Source organism: Winogradskya humida (genome assembly GCF_016862215.1).
In the GTDB taxonomy this organism is placed as follows: domain Bacteria; phylum Actinomycetota; class Actinomycetes; order Mycobacteriales; family Micromonosporaceae; genus Actinoplanes; species Actinoplanes humidus.
Genome location: NZ_BOMN01000017.1, coordinates 15,276 through 31,177 on the forward strand (window position 1 = coordinate 15,276; position 15,902 = coordinate 31,177).

Here is a 15,902-nt window from a genome sequence, read left to right on the forward strand (position 1 = left end):
GCATCGGGGCTTCTGGGGCGGCTATATGTGCCTTCTGGAGCAAGTGTTTACCGTCCGGTAACCCACCCTAGCGTCGACACTCAACGATATACGTGGACGTAGTCGACGACCATGTCCTGCGGCAGCCGCGTCCTACTGTCGGGCGGGCCGGGGAACGGGCCGCCGACCGCGTTGTTCAGCAGGATCACGAACGGGCGGTCGAACACCCACGGACCTCGGGTCTTCTCCACCTCGGCCCGGTCGGCCGTGAAGTACGCGTTCCCGTCGACCGAGAAGACGATCTTGTCGGGGCGCCAGTCCACGGCGTACGTGTGGAAGTTGTCCGAGAGATCTCCGCCGGTGTGATATTTACCGCCGATGCCGTCCCCGCCGTGGTACGCGGCGGCGTGCAGCGCCGACGAGCTGATCCCCGGCTCGCGCCCGATGTGCTCCATGATGTCGATCTCGCCGGAGTTCGGCCACGTCGCCCTGCCGGTGTAGAGGTCCGCGCCCAGCATCCAGAACGCCGGCCACAGCCCCTGCGTGCCGGAGACCTTGATCCGGGCCTCGACCCGGCCGTACGTGAGGCTGTAGAGCCCGTTGGTGTTGAGCCGGCCGGAGGTGTACTGGCAGGTCGTGCTCCTGGTGACCGGGTCGCGCGGGCACTTCGACCCGGGTGTGACCTCGCGCTTGGCCTTGATGACGAGGTTGCCGTCGCCGTCGAGCGCGGCGTTGCGGTTGTTGGTGTAGTACTGCAGCTCACCGGTGACGCCGGGACCGACCTCGGCCACCCACTTCTTCGGGTCGGGGGCCGAGCCGGACGCGCCGTCGAAGTCGTCACCCCACACCAGCGAGTACGGCTCCGACGGGACCTCGGCCTCGCCGGGCGGGGCGATCGGCGCTCCCCCGGTGCCGAAGATCCGGAACTCCCACAGCGCGTACCCGCCGCCGGACAGGCCCTTCTTCATCGAGACGCGGACGAAGCGCGCCTGCCCGGTGACCGGCACGTCGTCGACCTTGCCCGTGCCGGTGTCCGTCGTGGAGAGCTGGGTCCAGTTGTCGCCGTCCCAGGAGCCCTCCAGGGTGTACTCCCGCGCGTACGCCTTGCCCCAGACCAGCTCGACGCGGCGGACGTCGGCGACCGCACCGAGGTCGACCCGCACCCACGCCGGGCCGGTCTTGTCCTCGGCGGTCACCCACTCCGTCGCGGTGTCCTGATCGACCACGCGTGACGCGTCGCAGCGGGTGCACTGCGACGTGTCACGGGTCGAGGATGCCTCGGCGGGCTTCATGTACGACAGCAGCTGCTCGGTCGTGGCCCCGGGCGGCAGGGACGGCGCCGTGCTCGCCCCGGCACCCGAGTTGACCTGGATGTCCCAGATCGAGTAGCCGTACACGGTGGCGCGGGCCCGCAGGAGCACCCGCACGTAGCGTCCGGAACCGGCGACACCGGCCGTCACGTCGCCGCCGGCGCCGGTCGTCGTGCTGTAGACCGCGGTCCACTGCTGGCCGTCGTCGCTGAGCTGGATGTCGTACGCCGTCGCGTACGCCTTCTCCCACTTGATCCCGACCCGGCAGATCGGCATCGAGGCACCCAGATCGACCTGGATGGTCTGCGGATCGCCCCACGCGCTGCCCCACCGCGACTCGGGATTACCGTCAGTGACGTACGAGGGACTCATCGCGTCCGACTCGGACGACGACGCCTCGACGGGCTTACCCTTCGCGACGTCGGCCGTGCCGCACTTCCCGCCGCCCGACGCGGCATCGTCGGAACCCCCGGTGACCAGGAGGACGACGACGCCGATGACGACGGCGAGCAGGACTGCGGCACCGGCGGCCACGAGGGCCCGGACACCGATCGAGAGACGCACGAAGACCGGCACCCTTCCGAGGCAACGAAGATCCGCTACACCCTAGCCACGGCGCCGACCTGCGGCTACGCCCGGGGTACGCCGATCAGGTCGACAGTTGCAGGATCGTGGACGCCGTCGTAGTAGCGCCGCAGCACCTCCTCGAAGGTCGAGGGATCCACGGCGGCACGCGCGAACAGCGTCATCGACGAGCGTAGCTTCAGGTCGTCGGGGTAGCCCAGGATCTGGTTCGCCGTGCGCCCCTCGACGCCGAGCATTGCCTGCGCGCACTCGGTCAGCCGGGTCCCGAGGACGGGGTCGGCGAGGTAGGCGCGGGCCTCCTCGATGTCACTGATCGCATATTTCCGGGCGGTGGGGCTGGTGCCCAGCCCGGCGATCTGCGGGAAGACGAACCACATCCAGTGGCTGCGCTTGCTGCCCGCGCGCAGTTCGGCGAGGGCCTGCTCGTGGACGCCCTCCTGGGCCGTCCGGAAACGGTCGAGATCGGTCATGGAACTCAGCCTGTCATCCTCAGGTATGGCGCGCGATTCATTCGCCGGACGGATGCCCGCGAGCCCCGGCCTCCCTAGGCTCTTCAGGTATGACACCGCGGTGCAGCCGCCGGCAGGCGATCGACCTCGCGTTCGCCGGCACGCTTTTCCTGATCCTGACCACGCTCGTGCTGGTCACCCCGGGCACGCCCGCGGGCCCGTGGGCGCTGGCCCTCACCGTCACTCTGGCAGCGGTTCAGGCCGGGGCGCTGATCCCGATGCGGGAGCACCCCGAGGCGTCCATGGCGGTCGCTATCGCCGCCGGGATCGGGCTCGAGGTGCTCATGCCCGAGCTCGGCTATCTCGGGCAGGCCTCCGCGGTGCTGGCCGCGTATGCCCGGGTGCGCACGCCGCGGCGGTCGGTGCCGGTGCTGGCGCTGCTGATCGCCGGTGCGCCCTGGGAGACGGCCGGTGGCGGCGACTGGCGCAACCTGCTGCTCGGCGTGGCCGGGCCGACGATCGGCTGGTCGCTGGGCGAGCTGGGCCGCACCCGGGCGTTGCGGCGCGAGGACGAGCGCCGGGCCATCGCCGCCCAGGAACGCACCCGCATCGCCCGGGAGTTGCACGACGTGCTCGCCCACACCGTCTCGGTGATCGTGGTGCAGGCGCAGGCCGCGGAGGACGTGTTCGACCGGCGCCCCGACCAGGCCCGCAAGGCACTCACCACGATTGGTACGGCGGCTCGCTCGACACTGCAGGAGTTGCGGGTGCTGCTGCACACGCTGTCCGAGGACACCGGGGAGCTGGGCCCGCAGCCCGGCCTCGACCGGCTCGCGGCGCTGGCGGAGTCGATGGACGCCACCGGGCTGCGCGTGGAGCTGGAGACGGTCAAGGTCTCGGTCCCTGCGGCGGTGGATCTGTCCGCGTACAGGATCGTGCAGGAGTCGCTGACCAATACGCTGCGGCACAGTCACGCCACCCGGGCGCGGGTCACGGTCACCTGTTCCCCGGCCGAGGTCAGCGTCGAGATCCGCGACGACGGCCCGGCGCGACCGGCGGGCCGGGTCTCGGGGTCCGGGCAGCGCGGCATCGTCGGCATGCAGGAACGCGCCCGGCTGCTCGGCGGCACCCTCGACGCGGGACCGACGCCGGGTGGCGGGTTCAGGGTCCGAGCGGCGTTCCCCAGGGAAGCGATGGTCGCGGCATGATCCGCGTGCTCATCGCCGACGATCAGGAGCTGGTCCGGGCCGGGTTCGCGCTAATAATCGACGGCCGGGACGACCTGGAGGTCGTGGGCGAGGCCGGGGACGGCGCGGAAGCCGTGCGGCTGGCGGAGGAGGTGCGCCCCGACGTCGTCCTGATGGATGTCAGGATGCCCGGGACGGACGGCATCGAGGCGGCCCGCAGAATCGCGGCGGCGGGCAACCCGGCCCGGATCATCATGCTGACGACCTTCGACCTCGACGAGCCGGTCGTCGCCGCGCTGCGGGCCGGGGCCAGCGGCTTCCTGCTCAAGGACATCCGCCCCGCCGAGCTGGCCGACGCGATCCGGGTGGTGGCCCGCGGCGAGGCGCTGCTCGCCCCCACGGTCACCCGGCGGCTGCTGGACCGGTTCGCCGCCGCGCCACCGCCGGCCGGGACCTCACCGCGGCTCGACACGCTCAGCGGGCGGGAGGTCGAGGTGCTGACCCTCGTCGCGCGGGCGCTCTCCAACGACGAGATCGCCGACAAGCTGCACCTGAGCCGGGCCACGGTCAAGAGCCACCTGTCGGCGATCCTCATGAAACTCGGGTTACGGGACAGGATCCAGGCCGCTGTCCTCGCGTACGAGACCGGCCTGGTCCGTCCCGGATCCGGGACGTCCTGATGTCAGCGGTTCTTGAGCACGACCATGGTGTGACCGCCGACCTCGAGGTTGCCGCCGGCGCGGACCGTCCGCTTACGGTTGGCGAGCAGCGGGTCGGCCGTGTCGACGACGGTCTCCCAGCCCCGGCCGTAGGAGCGCGGCGGCACCGTGAACGCCACCGGGTCGCCGAGCGGGTTGAACAGCACCAGGAACGAGCTGTCGACGATCGGCTCGCCGAGCGCGTCCTGCTCCGGGATGCCCTCGCCGTTGAGGAAGACCGTCATCGTCATCCCCGACTGCTCGTTCCAGTCGTCGGAGGTCATCGGCTCGCCGTCACGGCGCAGCCACGCGATGTCCGGGATCTTGTTGTCGCCGGCCGGGTCCCCGGTGAAGAACCGGCGGCGGCGGAAGATCGGGTGCTCGGCGCGCAGCTTCGTCAGCCGCTGGGTGAAGAGAGTCAGCACGTCGTGGTGGCGGGCGTCCTCCCAGTCGATCCAGCTGAGCTCGCTGTCCTGCGCGTACACGTTGTTGTTGCCCTGCTGGGTGCGGCTCAGCTCGTCACCGTGGGCGACCATCGGCACGCCCTGGGACAGCAGCAGCGTGGCCAGGAAGTTGCGTTTCTGGCGCTCGCGAAGCTTCAGGATCTCGAGGTCCTCGGTCGGGCCCTCCACGCCGCCGTTCCAGGAACGGTTGTGGCTCTCGCCGTCGCGGTTCTCCTCGCCGTTCGCGTCGTTGTGCTTCTCGTTGTAGGAGACGAGGTCGTTGAGGGTGAACCCGTCGTGCGCGGTGACGAAGTTGATGGAGGCGATCGGGCGCCGGCCGTCGATCTCGTACAGGTCGGAGGAGCCGGTGAAACGCGACGCGAACTCACCCAGGCTGGACGGCTCACCGCGCCAGAAGTCCCGGACGCTGTCGCGGTATTTGCCGTTCCACTCCGTCCACAACGGCGGGAAGCCACCGACCTGGTAACCGCCGTCGCCGACGTCCCACGGCTCGGCGATCAGCTTCACCTGCGACACCACCGGGTCCTGGTTGACCAGGTCGAAGAACGCGGCCAGCCGGTCCACCTCGTGGAATTCCCGGGCCAGCGCCGACGCGAGGTCGAAGCGGAAACCGTCGACGTGCATCTCGGTCACCCAGTACCGCAGCGAATCCATGATGAGCCGCAGCGATTCGTGGTGGCGCACGTTGAGGCTGTTACCGGTGCCGGTCGTGTCGTAGTAGAACTGCTTGTCGTCGTCGACGAGCCGGTAATAGGCCGGGTTGTCGATGCCCCGGAACGACAGCGTCGGGCCCATGTGGTTGCCCTCGGCGGTGTGGTTGTAGACAACGTCGAGAATGACCTCGATGCCGGCCGCGTGCAGCGCCTTCACCATGGCCTTGAATTCCTGCACCTGCCCGCCGCGCCCGCCGAACGACGAATAGTCGTTGTGCGGGGCGAAGAAACCGATCGTGTTGTAGCCCCAGTAGTTCGTCAGACCGCGCTCGATCAGGCCGCTGTCGTGCACGAACTGGTGCACCGGCATCAGCTCGACGGCGGTGACCCCGAGTTCCTTGAAATGCTTGATCATCGCCGGGTGCGCCAGCCCGGAATAGGTGCCGCGCACATCGTCGGGAATCTTGGGATTGCGAGCCGTCATGCCCTTCACATGCGCCTCATAGATGACCGTCTGGTGCCACGGGATCCGCAGCGGCCGGTCGTTGCCCCAGTCGAACCACGGATTGACGACGACCGAGCGCATCGCGAACGGCGCCGAATCCTGATCGTTGAGCTGCGACGGATCGCCGAAATGGTAGGAGAAGAGCGCATTGCTCCACTCGTTGTGCCCCTCGATCGCCTTCGCGTAGGGGTCCAGCAGCAGCTTCGACGGGTTGGACCGCAGCCCCTGGGACGGGTCGTACGGTCCGTGGACGCGGTATCCGTAACGCTGCCCGGGCACCACCCGAGGCAGATAACCGTGCCAGACCAGGGCCTCGCGCTCCGGCAGATCAACCCGCGTCTCGGTGCCGTCATCGTCGAACAGGCACAACTCCACCCGGTCGGCAACCTCGGAGAACAGCGCGAAGTTGGTGCCGCCGCCGTCATAGGTGGCGCCGAGCGGGTAGGGATTCCCCGGCCAGATTTTCATCCGACCATCACACCAGTTTTGGCCGCGCCGCGCAGGCCAGAAATTCACGAGAACATCACAGACATAAAGGCGCATGTCGTAGCTCAGGAATGGGTACAGACCGCAGTTCCCACCGAGGGTCGGTCCCGGCGATCCCAGGCGCCCTGGCGGGCGCCTGAACGGGATCCCCACGCCCTCCACGTGCGGAAGTGGTTCAACCCGCCGCGGGCACTGTCTCCCCGGCACCCGGATCTCAGATCGCCACGGCACCCCACCCGGTACTGCTGTCAGATCGCCGCAGCACCCGGGCCGGTGCTGCTGTCGGATCGCCGCAGCACCCGGCTCGGTGCTGCTGTCAGATCGCCGCGGTCACGGGCTCGGGGGCTTCGACGCGCGCCGCTGTGGCACGTGCCCGCGCCGTGGTCGTGACGAGGCCGAGCGTCAGGATCGCGACCCCGCACACGAAGATGATCCACCACGCGGGGTGCGACGCGACCGCGAACCGCAGCGCCGTGTCACCGCCCAGCCCCGACGCGACCACGGCCCCGATCACGGCGACCCCCAGCGAGCTGCCCACCTGCCGGCTCGTCGACGCGATCGCCGCCGCGACTCCCGCCTGGGCGCGCGGCATCCCCGACACCGCCGTGTTCGTGATCGGCGCGTTGACCATCCCGAACCCGAACAGCACGTAACTGACCGCCAGCACCCATACCGGCGTATCGGCCGCCAGCCGGCTCAGCGGAATCATGGCCAGCGCGATCCCCGCCCCCGCCAGGATCAGCGGCAACCGCGGTCCCCGTGCGCCGACGATCCGTCCCGACAGTGGCGCGATCACCGCCGTGGTCAGCGCCATCGGCAACGTGTAGAGCCCCGCCTGCAACGCCGACAACCCGCGCACGTCCTGCAGGTAGATCGCGTTGAGGAACAGGAACCCGCCGAGCCCGCCGAACGCGCACACCGCGATCAGCGTCGCCCCGGAGAACGGCACACTGCGGAACACGTTCAGGTCGAGCAGTGGCTGCGCGCGGCGGTTCTCGTAGGGGATCAGCGTCGCCAGCGCCGCCGCCCCCACGGCGAAGCACCCGAGGATCAGCGGCGACGCCCACCCCGCGTTCGGCCCCTCGATGATCCCGAACGTCACCGACGCGAGCGTGACCAGCACCAGCACCTGCCCCACCGGGTCCAGCCCGCGTGGCTCGGCGGCCCGCGACTCCGGCACGAACAGCGCGGCGAGCACGATCGCCGCGACGCCCACCGGCACGTTGACCCAGAAGATCGACCGCCACCCCAGCCCGGCCACGAGCACGCCGCCCAGCAACGGCCCGGCCGCCATGCTCAACCCGACCACGCCACCCCACACCCCGATCGCCCGCGCCCGCTCCCGCGGCTCGGTGAACGTGTTCGTGATGATCGACATGGCCACCGGGTTCAGCATCGACCCGCCCACCGCCTGCAACGCCCGGAACGCGATCAGCCACCCGAGACTCGGCGCGAGGCTGCAGGCGAGGGACCCGAGCGTGAACAGCGCCAGCCCGATCTGGAAGACCCGCCGCCGCCCCACCCGATCAGCCGTCGACCCGGAGAGCACCAGCAAACTCGCCAGCACGAGCGAATACGCGTCGATCACCCACTGCAGCCCCGACACCGACGAGTGCAGGTCGACCCGCAGGGACGGCAGCGCGATGTTCACGATCGTGATGTCCAGCCCCACGATGAACAAGCTCATGCAGCAGATCGCCAGAATCAGCATCCGGCGCCGAGGGGTGAGCTCAGTCATGCCGTCTTTGTACCTCGCCAGACCCTGCATAATGCATGTTTCCACCGGGTAGATCGCATCACATGACCACTCCTGCCCCGGGAGCAGCGCGGGCAGAGCGGCCCGGCGATCATGCGGCGCCAGGGAACCCCGCTCTGATCGTCGTCAGCGGCGAGCCGGCGAGCGGCAAGACCACCCTCGCGCACACCCTCGCGGCCCGGCTGGGCTGCCCGGTGATCTGCCGCGACGAGATCAGGACGGGCATCGCCCGCGCGGGTACGCCCGACGACCGCTACCTGCACACCCTGGACACGTTCTTCGCCGTCCTGCGAACCCTCACCGCGGCAGGCGTCAGCACCGTCGCCGAAGCCGCCTTCCAGGGCCACGTCTGGCGTCCGCGCCTGAACACCCTCGACGCTGACGTGCGCGTCATCCACTGCACCGTCCCGTCCGGGGTGATCCGCGAACGCCTCGCCACCCGCGCGCTGCGCGACGCCGCCCACGACGACCTCGCCCGGCTCGCCGTACCGCCGGCCGGGCCCTGGGAACCGCTCGGCCTGGCGGTGCCGACCCTCGAGGTCAGCACCGACGGCGACTACTCACCGACGCTCCCGGACATCGAACGCTTCTGCGCGTGAGCGCCGGGTATGGTCGCGCGATGGCCCCACGCATCGGCATCCTCTTCGACCGTGACATCGCCCCCGAGGAGCTCCCCGGCTTCGCCCGCGCCGTGGAGGAGGCGGGCGCCGACGACCTGTGGGTGGTCGAGGACCTGAGCTGGCCGGGCTCGATCGCCACCGCGGCGCTCGCCCTCGCGGCCACCACCCGGATCAGGGTCGGCATCGGCATCGCCCCGGTCCCGCTGCGCAATCCGGCGCTGCTCGCCATGGAGCTGGCCACCCTCGCCCGCGTTTACCCCGGGCGGCTCGTCGCGGGGCTGGGTCACGGCGTACCCGAATGGATGCGTCAGGTCGGTGCCGAGCACAAGGGCAAACTCGCGCTGCTCTCGGAGTCCATCGAAGCGGTCCGGGGCCTGCTGCGCGGTGACAAGGTCGAGCTGACGGGCCGCGAGGTAACCGTCGACGGCATCACCCTGGTCCACCCGCCGGCCGAGGCGCCGCCGCTGGTCGCGGGCGTGGTCGGACCCCGGTCGCTGGAGCTCTCCGGCAAGCACGCCGACGGCACGATCCTCCCGGAGGGCTTCGGCCCGGCCCGCATCGAGGCCGCCCTCGACACGATCGCCCGCGGCCGCGCCACCGGTGACCGCCCGGCCCACGAGCTGATCGTCTTCACCTACCTGCGCCTCGCGGAAACCGAGGCCCAGGCCGCCACGGAGATCAGCGACGCCATCGAGGGCCAGGCCGCCTGGCTCGGCGTACCCCCGTCCGAGGTCTTCTCCGTCCTCGGCCCGGAATCGACCGTCGAACCCCGCGTCACCGCCCTCGAAGCCGCAGGCGCCACCACGATCGTCCTGCGCCCCATGGGCCCCGGCCCACTCCCCCAGGCCCTGACCGCGTTGAAAGCCCTGGCGATCAGCGGCCCGGGAGGTTCTTGAGCGCCTGGGAACGCTGGGCGACCAGGTCGGCGTACGTGCCGTCGCGCTCGGCCCAGCGGTGCTGCAGGACGCCCTGCACCAGGATCTCGTGAGGGGTCGGGGTCTGGCCGAGCTGGGCCATCACCTCGTCGAGGAAGTCGTCGAGATCGAGGGCACGCGGGTTCGCCTTCTTGTGCTCCGGCAGCGTGGCGACGGCCGGTGGGACCAGTTCGGTGACCTCGACGCCGGTGCCCTCGAGCTGCGCGCGCAGCGCCTCCGAGTAGGCGTGCACGCCCGCCTTCGAGGCCGCGTACGTGGCCATCAGCGGGAATGGCAGGAACGCGATGCCCGAGGTGACCGTGACGAACGTGCCGGTGCCGCGCTCGATGAGGTGCGGGGTGAACGCGTCGAGCACGCGGATCGTGCCGAGCAGGTTGGTCGCGACGGTGGTCTCGGCGTCGGCGAAGTGCGCCGGGTCCCGCAGATCCTCCAGGAGCATGACCCCGGACATCGTGACGACGACGTCCAGGCCGGGGTGGCTCGCCAGCACCTTGTCGCGGGCCCGTGTCACGGACTCCGGGTCGGTGACGTCGAGCTCGACGGTGGGGAACTCGCCGCCGTCCAGGGCTGAGCTTTCAGTGGCTGAGCGGCGGCCGCCGATGACGACCGTGGCGCCGGCGGCGGCGAAGCGGCGGGCGAGACCCAGCCCGATGCCGGAGGTTCCGCCGGCGATGAAGACGGTGCAGTTCGTGATGTCCATGATCCCAAGGTCGCACCGGCCGTGGGGCGCAGGAAGGACCGTGCGGATCCTGGTAGTCACAGGACCCCTGCTACGCGCCCGTTCCGGGACTAACGTCGGCGACATGAACGGCGACGACGGCACGAACCGGCTCGGCGCCTACCTCAAGGCGCGGCGCGATCTGATCTCCCCGGAGCAGGCCGGGATCCAGCCCGGCATCCGCCGCCGGGTCCGCGGGCTGCGCCGCGAGGAGGTGGCGCTGCTGGCGGGGATCAGCGCGGACTACTACCTGCGGCTGGAACGCGGCCGTGACAGCAACCCCTCGCCGCAGGTGCTCGACGCGCTGGCCCGGGTCCTGCACCTCGACGACGTCGAGCGCCGCTACCTGAGCGACCTCGCCGCGCCCCGGCCCCGCACCCGCCCGCGACGCCGGCCGGAGCACGTTCCCGCGCGGCTTCACCACCTGCTGGCCGCGATCGGGGTGCCGGCGTTCGTCGAGGGCCGCGCGTTCGACGTGCTCGCGGCCAACCCCCTCGCCACGGCGCTGTCACCCCGCTTGCGCGTGGGCGAGAACAGGCTGCGGTCGCTGCTGCTCGACCCGGAGGAGAGAGCGTTCCACGCCGACTGGGAACGCGCCGTCGCAGGCTTCGTCGCCGCGTTCCGGCAGAACATCGGCGAGTACGCCGACGACGCCAGGATCGTCGAGCTGGTCGGCGAGCTGTCGCTGTCGAGCGCCCGGTTCCGTACGCTCTGGGCCCGCCACGACGTCGGCGAGCTGCAGGGCGGCACGATGACGGTCCGGCACCCGATCGTCGGCGAGCTCACCCTGCACCGCGACAAGCTCCCCGCCGGCAACCTGCTCCTGGTCCTCTACTACGCCGACGAGGCCGGCGACAGCGCCGAAAAGCTCCGCCTGCTCACCTCTCTCACCGCAGTGCCGAATTAGCCGCCATGTTCTCCTCGAGATGCTCCACCGACCCGGTACCCGGGATGGCCAGGACCGACGGCGAGGACGCCAGCAGCCGGGCGAGCTGCACCTGAGCAACGGTCACGCCGAGCCGGGCCGCCTCATCGTCCAACCCTTCGAGGGGATAGATCCCACCACCGAGCGGGAAGTACGGCACGTACGCGATGCCCGCCTCCTCGCACACCTCCAGCAGCGACCGGTCCGGGGTGTGCAGGTTCTGCACCGCGACGACGGGTGCGATCGCGCGGGCCTCGGCGAGCTGGGCCGCGTCGACGTGGCTGACCCCCAGATGCCGGATCACCCCCTGCGCGCGGAGCTCGGCCAGCACCGCGAACCGGTCCGCGATCGATTCGCTGCCCGGCGCCCCGTTCGCCCGCAGGTACACCAGGTCGAGCCGGTCCACGCCGAGCGTACGCAGATCAGCCTCGACCAGGCCGCGCAGCTGATCGGCAGCCCCGCGCCCGGTCGGCAGCCCGTCCGGACCCGGCAGCGGCCCGACCTTCGTGGCGATCACCAGGTCCTCCCGGTACGGCGTCAGCGCCGTCCGGATCAGGTCGTTCGCCCACACCGTCCCCCGCCCGTAGAAGGCGGCCGTGTCGATGTGGTTCACGCCGAGCTCCACAGCGCGCCGGAGCACCGCGATACCGCTCTCAGCGCCGGCCAGGCGCATCGCGCCGAAGCCGAGCCGGTTGATGGTCAGGTCCCCGCCGAGGGAAAACGTGTTGTTCATGGCTCCCATCGTGGCCACCACCCCGCGGCCGGGCGAGCCCGTGACAGCTTGCTGCCACACTGGGTTGATGCAGGACGCTCAGGTCTTCTCGGTACGCGGTGACGCGGAGCTGATCGCGCGCGCCGGCCACCTGTTCCGATCGGCGCAGACGGAGTTCCTGTGCGCCACCCGGGACCTGAGGACGTGGCTGCGCCCGGAGGCGAGGGACGCCGTGCCGGAACGCATGCGCGCCACGGGCCTTGTCGTCGACAAGCTGCTCAGCCCGCTCGCCCTCATCGACGAGAAGACCCGGGACCACCTGCGACTGGTACGCGGTGCAGGTGCCCGCGTCCGGATCAGCGGCGCCCAGCTCCCCCAGGAAACAATCATCATCGACCGCCGCGTGATGATCCTCGCCGGCGCGGACGGCCCCGGCCCCCGTGAGTACACCGTGACGACGTCGCACAACCTGGTCGACGGCGTCCGTTCGCTGTTCCGCACGATCTGGGACACCGCCGCCGACATGGACACGTACCTGCGCGGTGAGGTGCCCCACCTCGACTCCGACGCCCGGCTGGTCCTCGATGCCCTCGGCTCGGGTCTCACCGACGAGTCCGCCTCCCGACGGCTCGGGATCTCCCTGCGCACCTACCGCCGCCGGGTGGCCGACCTGATGACCGCCCTCGACGCCGGCTCCCGCTTCCAGGCCGGCCTGCGCGCCGGCGAGCTCGGCCTCACCCGCTGACAGTCCGGGCCCACGGACCGGGACGTCACCGTGAGGCGATCCCGAGGGCCAGGGCCACCACCGAGAGCAGGAAGAACGCTCCCGGCATCGGCATGCCCTTGAAGTCCTTGGCGCGCACGTGGAAGCCGAGCGCGCCGCCGAAGTAGAGGACGAGCCCGGCCGCCGCGGCGATGCCCAGCGGACGCCATCCGATGCCGATGAGCAGCCCGGCCGCGCCGGCGAGGTTCAGCAACGCCAGCGGCACGAACCATGACTCCGGCACCCCGGTGGCCAGAAGCCCGGAGGTGGCGGGCTCGGCGCGGCGGAGCTTGGCCGTGGCAGTGCCGGCGTTCGCCAGGGCGAGCACGACGGCGACGACGGTATAGGCGATGAACATGGCAATCCCCAAATAGTTGCTCTGAATAGATCGTTGGAAGCGTACAACGATCTAGACGCCACTACCATCTGGGTGGGGTAAAGTAATTTTGTGCTGACGACGAAGCTCGGTGTACTGCTGTCCGGCCGGGGCGTGGTGGCCGGCGACCGGGTGAGGGTCGCCCTGGCAGACGCCGGGCTGACCATGCGGTCCGCGTTCACGCTCACGCAGCTGGCCGAGGGACCGGTCAACCAGCAGACCCTGATCGACCTGCTCGGCGTCGACCCGAGCGCCGTCGTCACCGTGCTCAACGAGCTGGAGGGCCGGGGCCTGGTCTCCCGGCAGCGCGACCCCGCCGACCGCCGGCGGCACATCGTCGTGATGACCGCCGACGGCACGAGGACCCTGCACGCGGTCGAAGAGGTCCTCGACAAGACCGACGACGACCTCTTCGCCGCACTGACCCCCCGCGAGCGCGACCAGCTCGAGCGCCTGCTCACGAAGGTCGCCGACGCCGACTCGTGCGCCGAGAAGTACTGAGCGGTTACCGGAGCGGGACGTCCAGGTAGGAGCCGCCGGTGATGGTGATCGAGCGGTTCGGGGCGTTGTCGTCGTAGTAGAGCGGGTCGGTCGTGTCCAGGACCAGGGTGAGGGAGTGGCCGGCTGGGAGGTCGTAGGCCGTTGCTCCGAGGGCGAGGTCGAGCGTGCGGGTGCCGCCGGCGGTGGTGTGCCAGCCTGCCGGGGCGTGGGTGATCAGCGAGGCGTTGCCGGCCAGGTCAAGGTCGTACAGGTACGCCACCACGGTCCCGGTCGAGTCGGTGCCGCTGAGGTTCACGTGCAGGCGCGGGATGCCTCGTAGTCGCTTGACCGACGTGGGGCGTTCGGCCGCCCAGACGCCGGCCCGGGTGCGGTCCACGGCGGGCAGCCAGATCCAGGGGCGCTGACCGGTGAACGCGGCGGCGCCGTTGGTGATCAGGACCAGTCCCCCGTTGGCGACGGTGTCACGGTCGGTGGGCAGCGCCCTGGTCCAGCCCGTGGTGGGTGCGCCGCCGAGCAGGCCGGTGCCATCGAGCGTACGGATCTGGCCGAGGCCGTAACGGGTTGTCGCCGTGCTGGTCGCGGCCCACGTCGGGTACTGCTCGGCGGGGGCGTTCCACGGGGTGATCTGGACGGCGGGTTCGGTGCCGATGCCGGTGTCGCGGCCCGCGAGGTACTGGTCGAACCAGCGGGCGAGGCTCGTCCACACGTCGTTGGGCAGGCCCGCCAGACCGGTCAGCTCGGCGATCGCGTGGTCGCCGGGGCGCAGTTCGAGGCGTTTCGGGCCGGTCAGGCGGTCGAAGAAGCCGGTGAGCTGGTTCGGCGGGAAGAACGAGTCGCCCCACGCGTTGGCGATCAGCACGGCGGGCGCGTTGGCGTTGATCTGGTCGAGACGCGTCGCCGCGGAGCGTGTGGACGCCCACGTGACGACCTGGTCCACATCACGGTTCGCGGCGAAGTCGGTGAGCTTGTCGGTGAGTTCCGCGCTGGGGTGGCCGAGCAGGTTCGCGGCGATGCCGAGCAGGTCCGCGGCCTGGCGGTGCCGGGTCTCGTCGCCGTAGAGCGAATATGCCAGGTCGGTCCAGCCGCTGAGCACGCCGACGGCGCGGATGCGAGAGTCGGCTCCGGCACCGAGCAGGCTGATCCCGGCACCGTACGAGACCCCGGCCGCCCCGATCCGCGCGGGGTCGGCGTCCGTGTTCGCGAGCGCCCAGTCGATCACCGTGGACAGGTCGGCGAGGTCCTGCGGCCCGGCGGTGTCGATCTCGCCGCCGGAGAGCCACCATCCACGCGGCGTGTACGACACGACGACGTACCCGCGCGCGGCGAAGGCCTTCGCCTGGGCCACGTACTCGAGGTCGTTGAGTCCCCAGCTCGACGGCATGATCGCGGCCGGATAGCTGCCCCGCGCGGCGGGCGTGACGACGGTGGCCTTGAGCGTCACCCCGCCGCTCGGGATGTCGGCGAAGCGCAGCGCGGAGATCGCGGGGGCGGCCACGGCCGGCGTACCCGGCACGAGGGCCAGCGGGAAGAGCAGTAACAGCAGGGTGAGCAGGACAGGCTTGCGGCGTGGCGCCATGGGAACTCCCCGGAGCGAAGGTGGCGGCAGCGTAGGAGCCGGTACCGAGAAATTGAAGATGATGACATTCTCGTTACCGGCCGGTAACGTCCAGGCTGTGCTCTACGGTGCGCGCCTCTCCCGCCGCAGCGACGCCCTGCGCAACCGGGCAGCGATCGTCGAAGCCGCGAGCGCCGTCCTCGGTGGACCGGAGTCGTCCCGGCCGATCGCCGAGATCGCCCGCCGCGCGGGGATTGGGCAGGCGACGCTGTACAGGCACTTCCCGGATCGCAACGCGCTGATCGTCGCCGTGATCGAGCACCATCTGACGCGGTTGCGGGACGCGGCGGCCGCGTGCACCGACCTTCGGCCACTGCTGCGCGAGGTGCTGCACGCCCAGATCGTGATGCGTCCGCTCGTGCTGCTCGCCGAGCGACTGGAGGCTTCCGAGCGCCGCCGCATCGAGCAGCACCTGGTCGCGGCGTTCGCCGAGCCGCTGCGCCACGCCCAGCACCAGGGGCTCATCCGCGCGGATCTCACCCCGGCCGACCTGCTGCTGCTCTTCACGATGGTGCGCAGCGCCGCCGAGTCCGCCGGCAACACGGTCGCCGCCGCCGACCGCTCCATCGACCTGCTACTCAACGGGATCGCAGCGACCGGAAGTTTCGGGGTCCAAGACCGACATTGACGTGGCTAAATATGGCCCTCTAGGTTGGGAAGTCCAC

16 protein-coding genes are annotated in these 15,902 nt (G+C 70.6%); 8 read left to right on the forward strand and 8 right to left on the reverse strand.

Annotation, left to right across the window (positions count from 1 at the left end; all coding sequences use genetic code 11):
* Positions 1 to 80 precede the first annotated feature (80 nt).
* Entirely contained in the window at positions 81 to 1,853 is a 1,773-nt protein-coding gene (locus Ahu01nite_RS06695) for a discoidin domain-containing protein (protein WP_203835526.1), read from the reverse strand.
* A 65-nt stretch (positions 1,854 to 1,918) separates the two neighbouring features.
* On the reverse strand, positions 1,919 to 2,344 hold the full coding sequence (locus Ahu01nite_RS06700; RefSeq protein WP_203835527.1) for a DUF1810 domain-containing protein: 426 nt from the start codon (positions 2,342 to 2,344) through the stop codon (positions 1,919 to 1,921).
* An 89-nt stretch (positions 2,345 to 2,433) separates the two neighbouring features.
* Here Ahu01nite_RS06700 and Ahu01nite_RS06705 point away from each other — a divergent pair, with 89 nt between their 5' ends.
* Entirely contained in the window at positions 2,434 to 3,531 is a 1,098-nt protein-coding gene (locus Ahu01nite_RS06705) for a sensor histidine kinase (protein WP_203835528.1), read from the forward strand.
* A complete protein-coding gene (locus tag Ahu01nite_RS06710) occupies positions 3,528 to 4,190 on the forward strand; it encodes a response regulator (protein WP_203835529.1) in 663 nt (220 codons plus the stop codon). Before Ahu01nite_RS06705 ends, Ahu01nite_RS06710 begins: the two co-directional genes overlap by 4 nt.
* A gap of 2 nt (positions 4,191 to 4,192) precedes the next feature.
* Here Ahu01nite_RS06710 and glgX read toward each other — a convergent pair whose 3' ends face one another.
* Complete coding sequence (glgX, locus tag Ahu01nite_RS06715) at positions 4,193 to 6,298, reverse strand: glycogen debranching protein GlgX (protein ID WP_203835530.1); 2,106 nt, start codon at positions 6,296 to 6,298, stop codon at positions 4,193 to 4,195.
* 334 nt (positions 6,299 to 6,632) lie between these two features.
* Complete coding sequence (locus tag Ahu01nite_RS06720) at positions 6,633 to 8,054, reverse strand: DHA2 family efflux MFS transporter permease subunit (RefSeq protein ID WP_203835531.1); 1,422 nt, start codon at positions 8,052 to 8,054, stop codon at positions 6,633 to 6,635.
* A 62-nt stretch (positions 8,055 to 8,116) separates the two neighbouring features.
* On the opposite strand from Ahu01nite_RS06720, the gene Ahu01nite_RS06725 reads away from it, so the two are divergent.
* Both Ahu01nite_RS06725 and Ahu01nite_RS06730 read left to right on the forward strand, forming a co-directional pair.
* Entirely contained in the window at positions 8,117 to 8,671 is a 555-nt protein-coding gene (locus tag Ahu01nite_RS06725; RefSeq protein ID WP_203835532.1) for a P-loop nucleotide/nucleoside kinase family protein, read from the forward strand.
* 20 nt (positions 8,672 to 8,691) lie between these two features.
* Complete coding sequence (locus Ahu01nite_RS06730) at positions 8,692 to 9,588, forward strand: LLM class flavin-dependent oxidoreductase (protein WP_203835533.1); 897 nt, start codon at positions 8,692 to 8,694, stop codon at positions 9,586 to 9,588.
* Here the strand turns inward: Ahu01nite_RS06730 and Ahu01nite_RS06735 are convergent.
* Complete coding sequence (locus Ahu01nite_RS06735; RefSeq protein WP_203835534.1) at positions 9,566 to 10,327, reverse strand: SDR family oxidoreductase; 762 nt, start codon at positions 10,325 to 10,327, stop codon at positions 9,566 to 9,568. The genes Ahu01nite_RS06730 and Ahu01nite_RS06735 overlap by 23 nt on opposite strands.
* A gap of 103 nt (positions 10,328 to 10,430) precedes the next feature.
* Here Ahu01nite_RS06735 and Ahu01nite_RS06740 point away from each other — a divergent pair, with 103 nt between their 5' ends.
* Positions 10,431 to 11,252, forward strand: coding sequence for a helix-turn-helix transcriptional regulator (locus Ahu01nite_RS06740; RefSeq protein ID WP_203835535.1), 822 nt, complete (start codon positions 10,431 to 10,433; stop codon positions 11,250 to 11,252).
* On the opposite strand, the gene Ahu01nite_RS06745 is transcribed toward Ahu01nite_RS06740, so the two are convergent.
* A complete protein-coding gene (locus Ahu01nite_RS06745) occupies positions 11,233 to 12,003 on the reverse strand; it encodes an aldo/keto reductase (RefSeq protein WP_203835536.1) in 771 nt (256 codons plus the stop codon). The genes Ahu01nite_RS06740 and Ahu01nite_RS06745 overlap by 20 nt on opposite strands.
* Positions 12,004 to 12,070: 67 nt before the next feature.
* On the opposite strand from Ahu01nite_RS06745, the gene Ahu01nite_RS06750 reads away from it, so the two are divergent.
* Positions 12,071 to 12,727 carry a helix-turn-helix domain-containing protein gene (locus Ahu01nite_RS06750; RefSeq protein ID WP_203835537.1) on the forward strand — a complete coding sequence of 219 codons (657 nt, stop codon included), beginning with the start codon at positions 12,071 to 12,073 and terminating at the stop codon, positions 12,725 to 12,727.
* Positions 12,728 to 12,752: 25 nt separating this feature from the next.
* On the opposite strand, the gene Ahu01nite_RS06755 is transcribed toward Ahu01nite_RS06750, so the two are convergent.
* Positions 12,753 to 13,103 carry a DoxX family protein gene (locus tag Ahu01nite_RS06755; RefSeq protein ID WP_203835538.1) on the reverse strand — a complete coding sequence of 117 codons (351 nt, stop codon included), beginning with the start codon at positions 13,101 to 13,103 and terminating at the stop codon, positions 12,753 to 12,755.
* 90 nt (positions 13,104 to 13,193) lie between these two features.
* Between Ahu01nite_RS06755 and Ahu01nite_RS06760 the strand changes: the two genes are divergently transcribed.
* Positions 13,194 to 13,622, forward strand: a complete 429-nt coding sequence (locus Ahu01nite_RS06760; protein WP_203835539.1) for a MarR family winged helix-turn-helix transcriptional regulator — start codon at positions 13,194 to 13,196, stop codon at positions 13,620 to 13,622.
* Between the two features lie 4 nt (positions 13,623 to 13,626).
* Here Ahu01nite_RS06760 and Ahu01nite_RS06765 read toward each other — a convergent pair whose 3' ends face one another.
* Positions 13,627 to 15,198, reverse strand: a complete 1,572-nt coding sequence (locus Ahu01nite_RS06765; RefSeq protein ID WP_203835540.1) for a CocE/NonD family hydrolase — start codon at positions 15,196 to 15,198, stop codon at positions 13,627 to 13,629.
* Positions 15,199 to 15,295: 97 nt separating this feature from the next.
* Between Ahu01nite_RS06765 and Ahu01nite_RS06770 the strand changes: the two genes are divergently transcribed.
* Positions 15,296 to 15,865 (forward strand): TetR/AcrR family transcriptional regulator, encoded by a 570-nt coding sequence (locus Ahu01nite_RS06770; protein ID WP_239158675.1) that lies wholly within the window; start codon positions 15,296 to 15,298, stop codon positions 15,863 to 15,865.
* The last annotated feature ends 37 nt before the right edge of the window (positions 15,866 to 15,902 follow it).

Coding starts and splice junctions, on each gene's coding strand:
- Ahu01nite_RS06735 (WP_203835534.1), bottom strand. CDS start 10,327: ATGGACATCACGAACTGCACCGTCTTCATCGCCGGCGGAACCTCCGGC.
- Ahu01nite_RS06710 (WP_203835529.1), top strand. CDS start 3,528: ATGATCCGCGTGCTCATCGCCGACGATCAGGAGCTGGTCCGGGCCGGG.
- Ahu01nite_RS06740 (WP_203835535.1), top strand. CDS start 10,431: ATGAACGGCGACGACGGCACGAACCGGCTCGGCGCCTACCTCAAGGCG.
- Ahu01nite_RS06705 (WP_203835528.1), top strand. CDS start 2,434: ATGACACCGCGGTGCAGCCGCCGGCAGGCGATCGACCTCGCGTTCGCC.
- Ahu01nite_RS06700 (WP_203835527.1), bottom strand. CDS start 2,344: ATGACCGATCTCGACCGTTTCCGGACGGCCCAGGAGGGCGTCCACGAG.
- Ahu01nite_RS06750 (WP_203835537.1), top strand. CDS start 12,071: ATGCAGGACGCTCAGGTCTTCTCGGTACGCGGTGACGCGGAGCTGATC.
- Ahu01nite_RS06745 (WP_203835536.1), bottom strand. CDS start 12,003: ATGAACAACACGTTTTCCCTCGGCGGGGACCTGACCATCAACCGGCTC.
- Ahu01nite_RS06730 (WP_203835533.1), top strand. CDS start 8,692: ATGGCCCCACGCATCGGCATCCTCTTCGACCGTGACATCGCCCCCGAG.
- Ahu01nite_RS06720 (WP_203835531.1), bottom strand. CDS start 8,054: ATGACTGAGCTCACCCCTCGGCGCCGGATGCTGATTCTGGCGATCTGC.
- Ahu01nite_RS06725 (WP_203835532.1), top strand. CDS start 8,117: ATGACCACTCCTGCCCCGGGAGCAGCGCGGGCAGAGCGGCCCGGCGAT.
- glgX (WP_203835530.1), bottom strand. CDS start 6,298: ATGAAAATCTGGCCGGGGAATCCCTACCCGCTCGGCGCCACCTATGAC.
- Ahu01nite_RS06765 (WP_203835540.1), bottom strand. CDS start 15,198: ATGGCGCCACGCCGCAAGCCTGTCCTGCTCACCCTGCTGTTACTGCTC.
- Ahu01nite_RS06755 (WP_203835538.1), bottom strand. CDS start 13,103: ATGTTCATCGCCTATACCGTCGTCGCCGTCGTGCTCGCCCTGGCGAAC.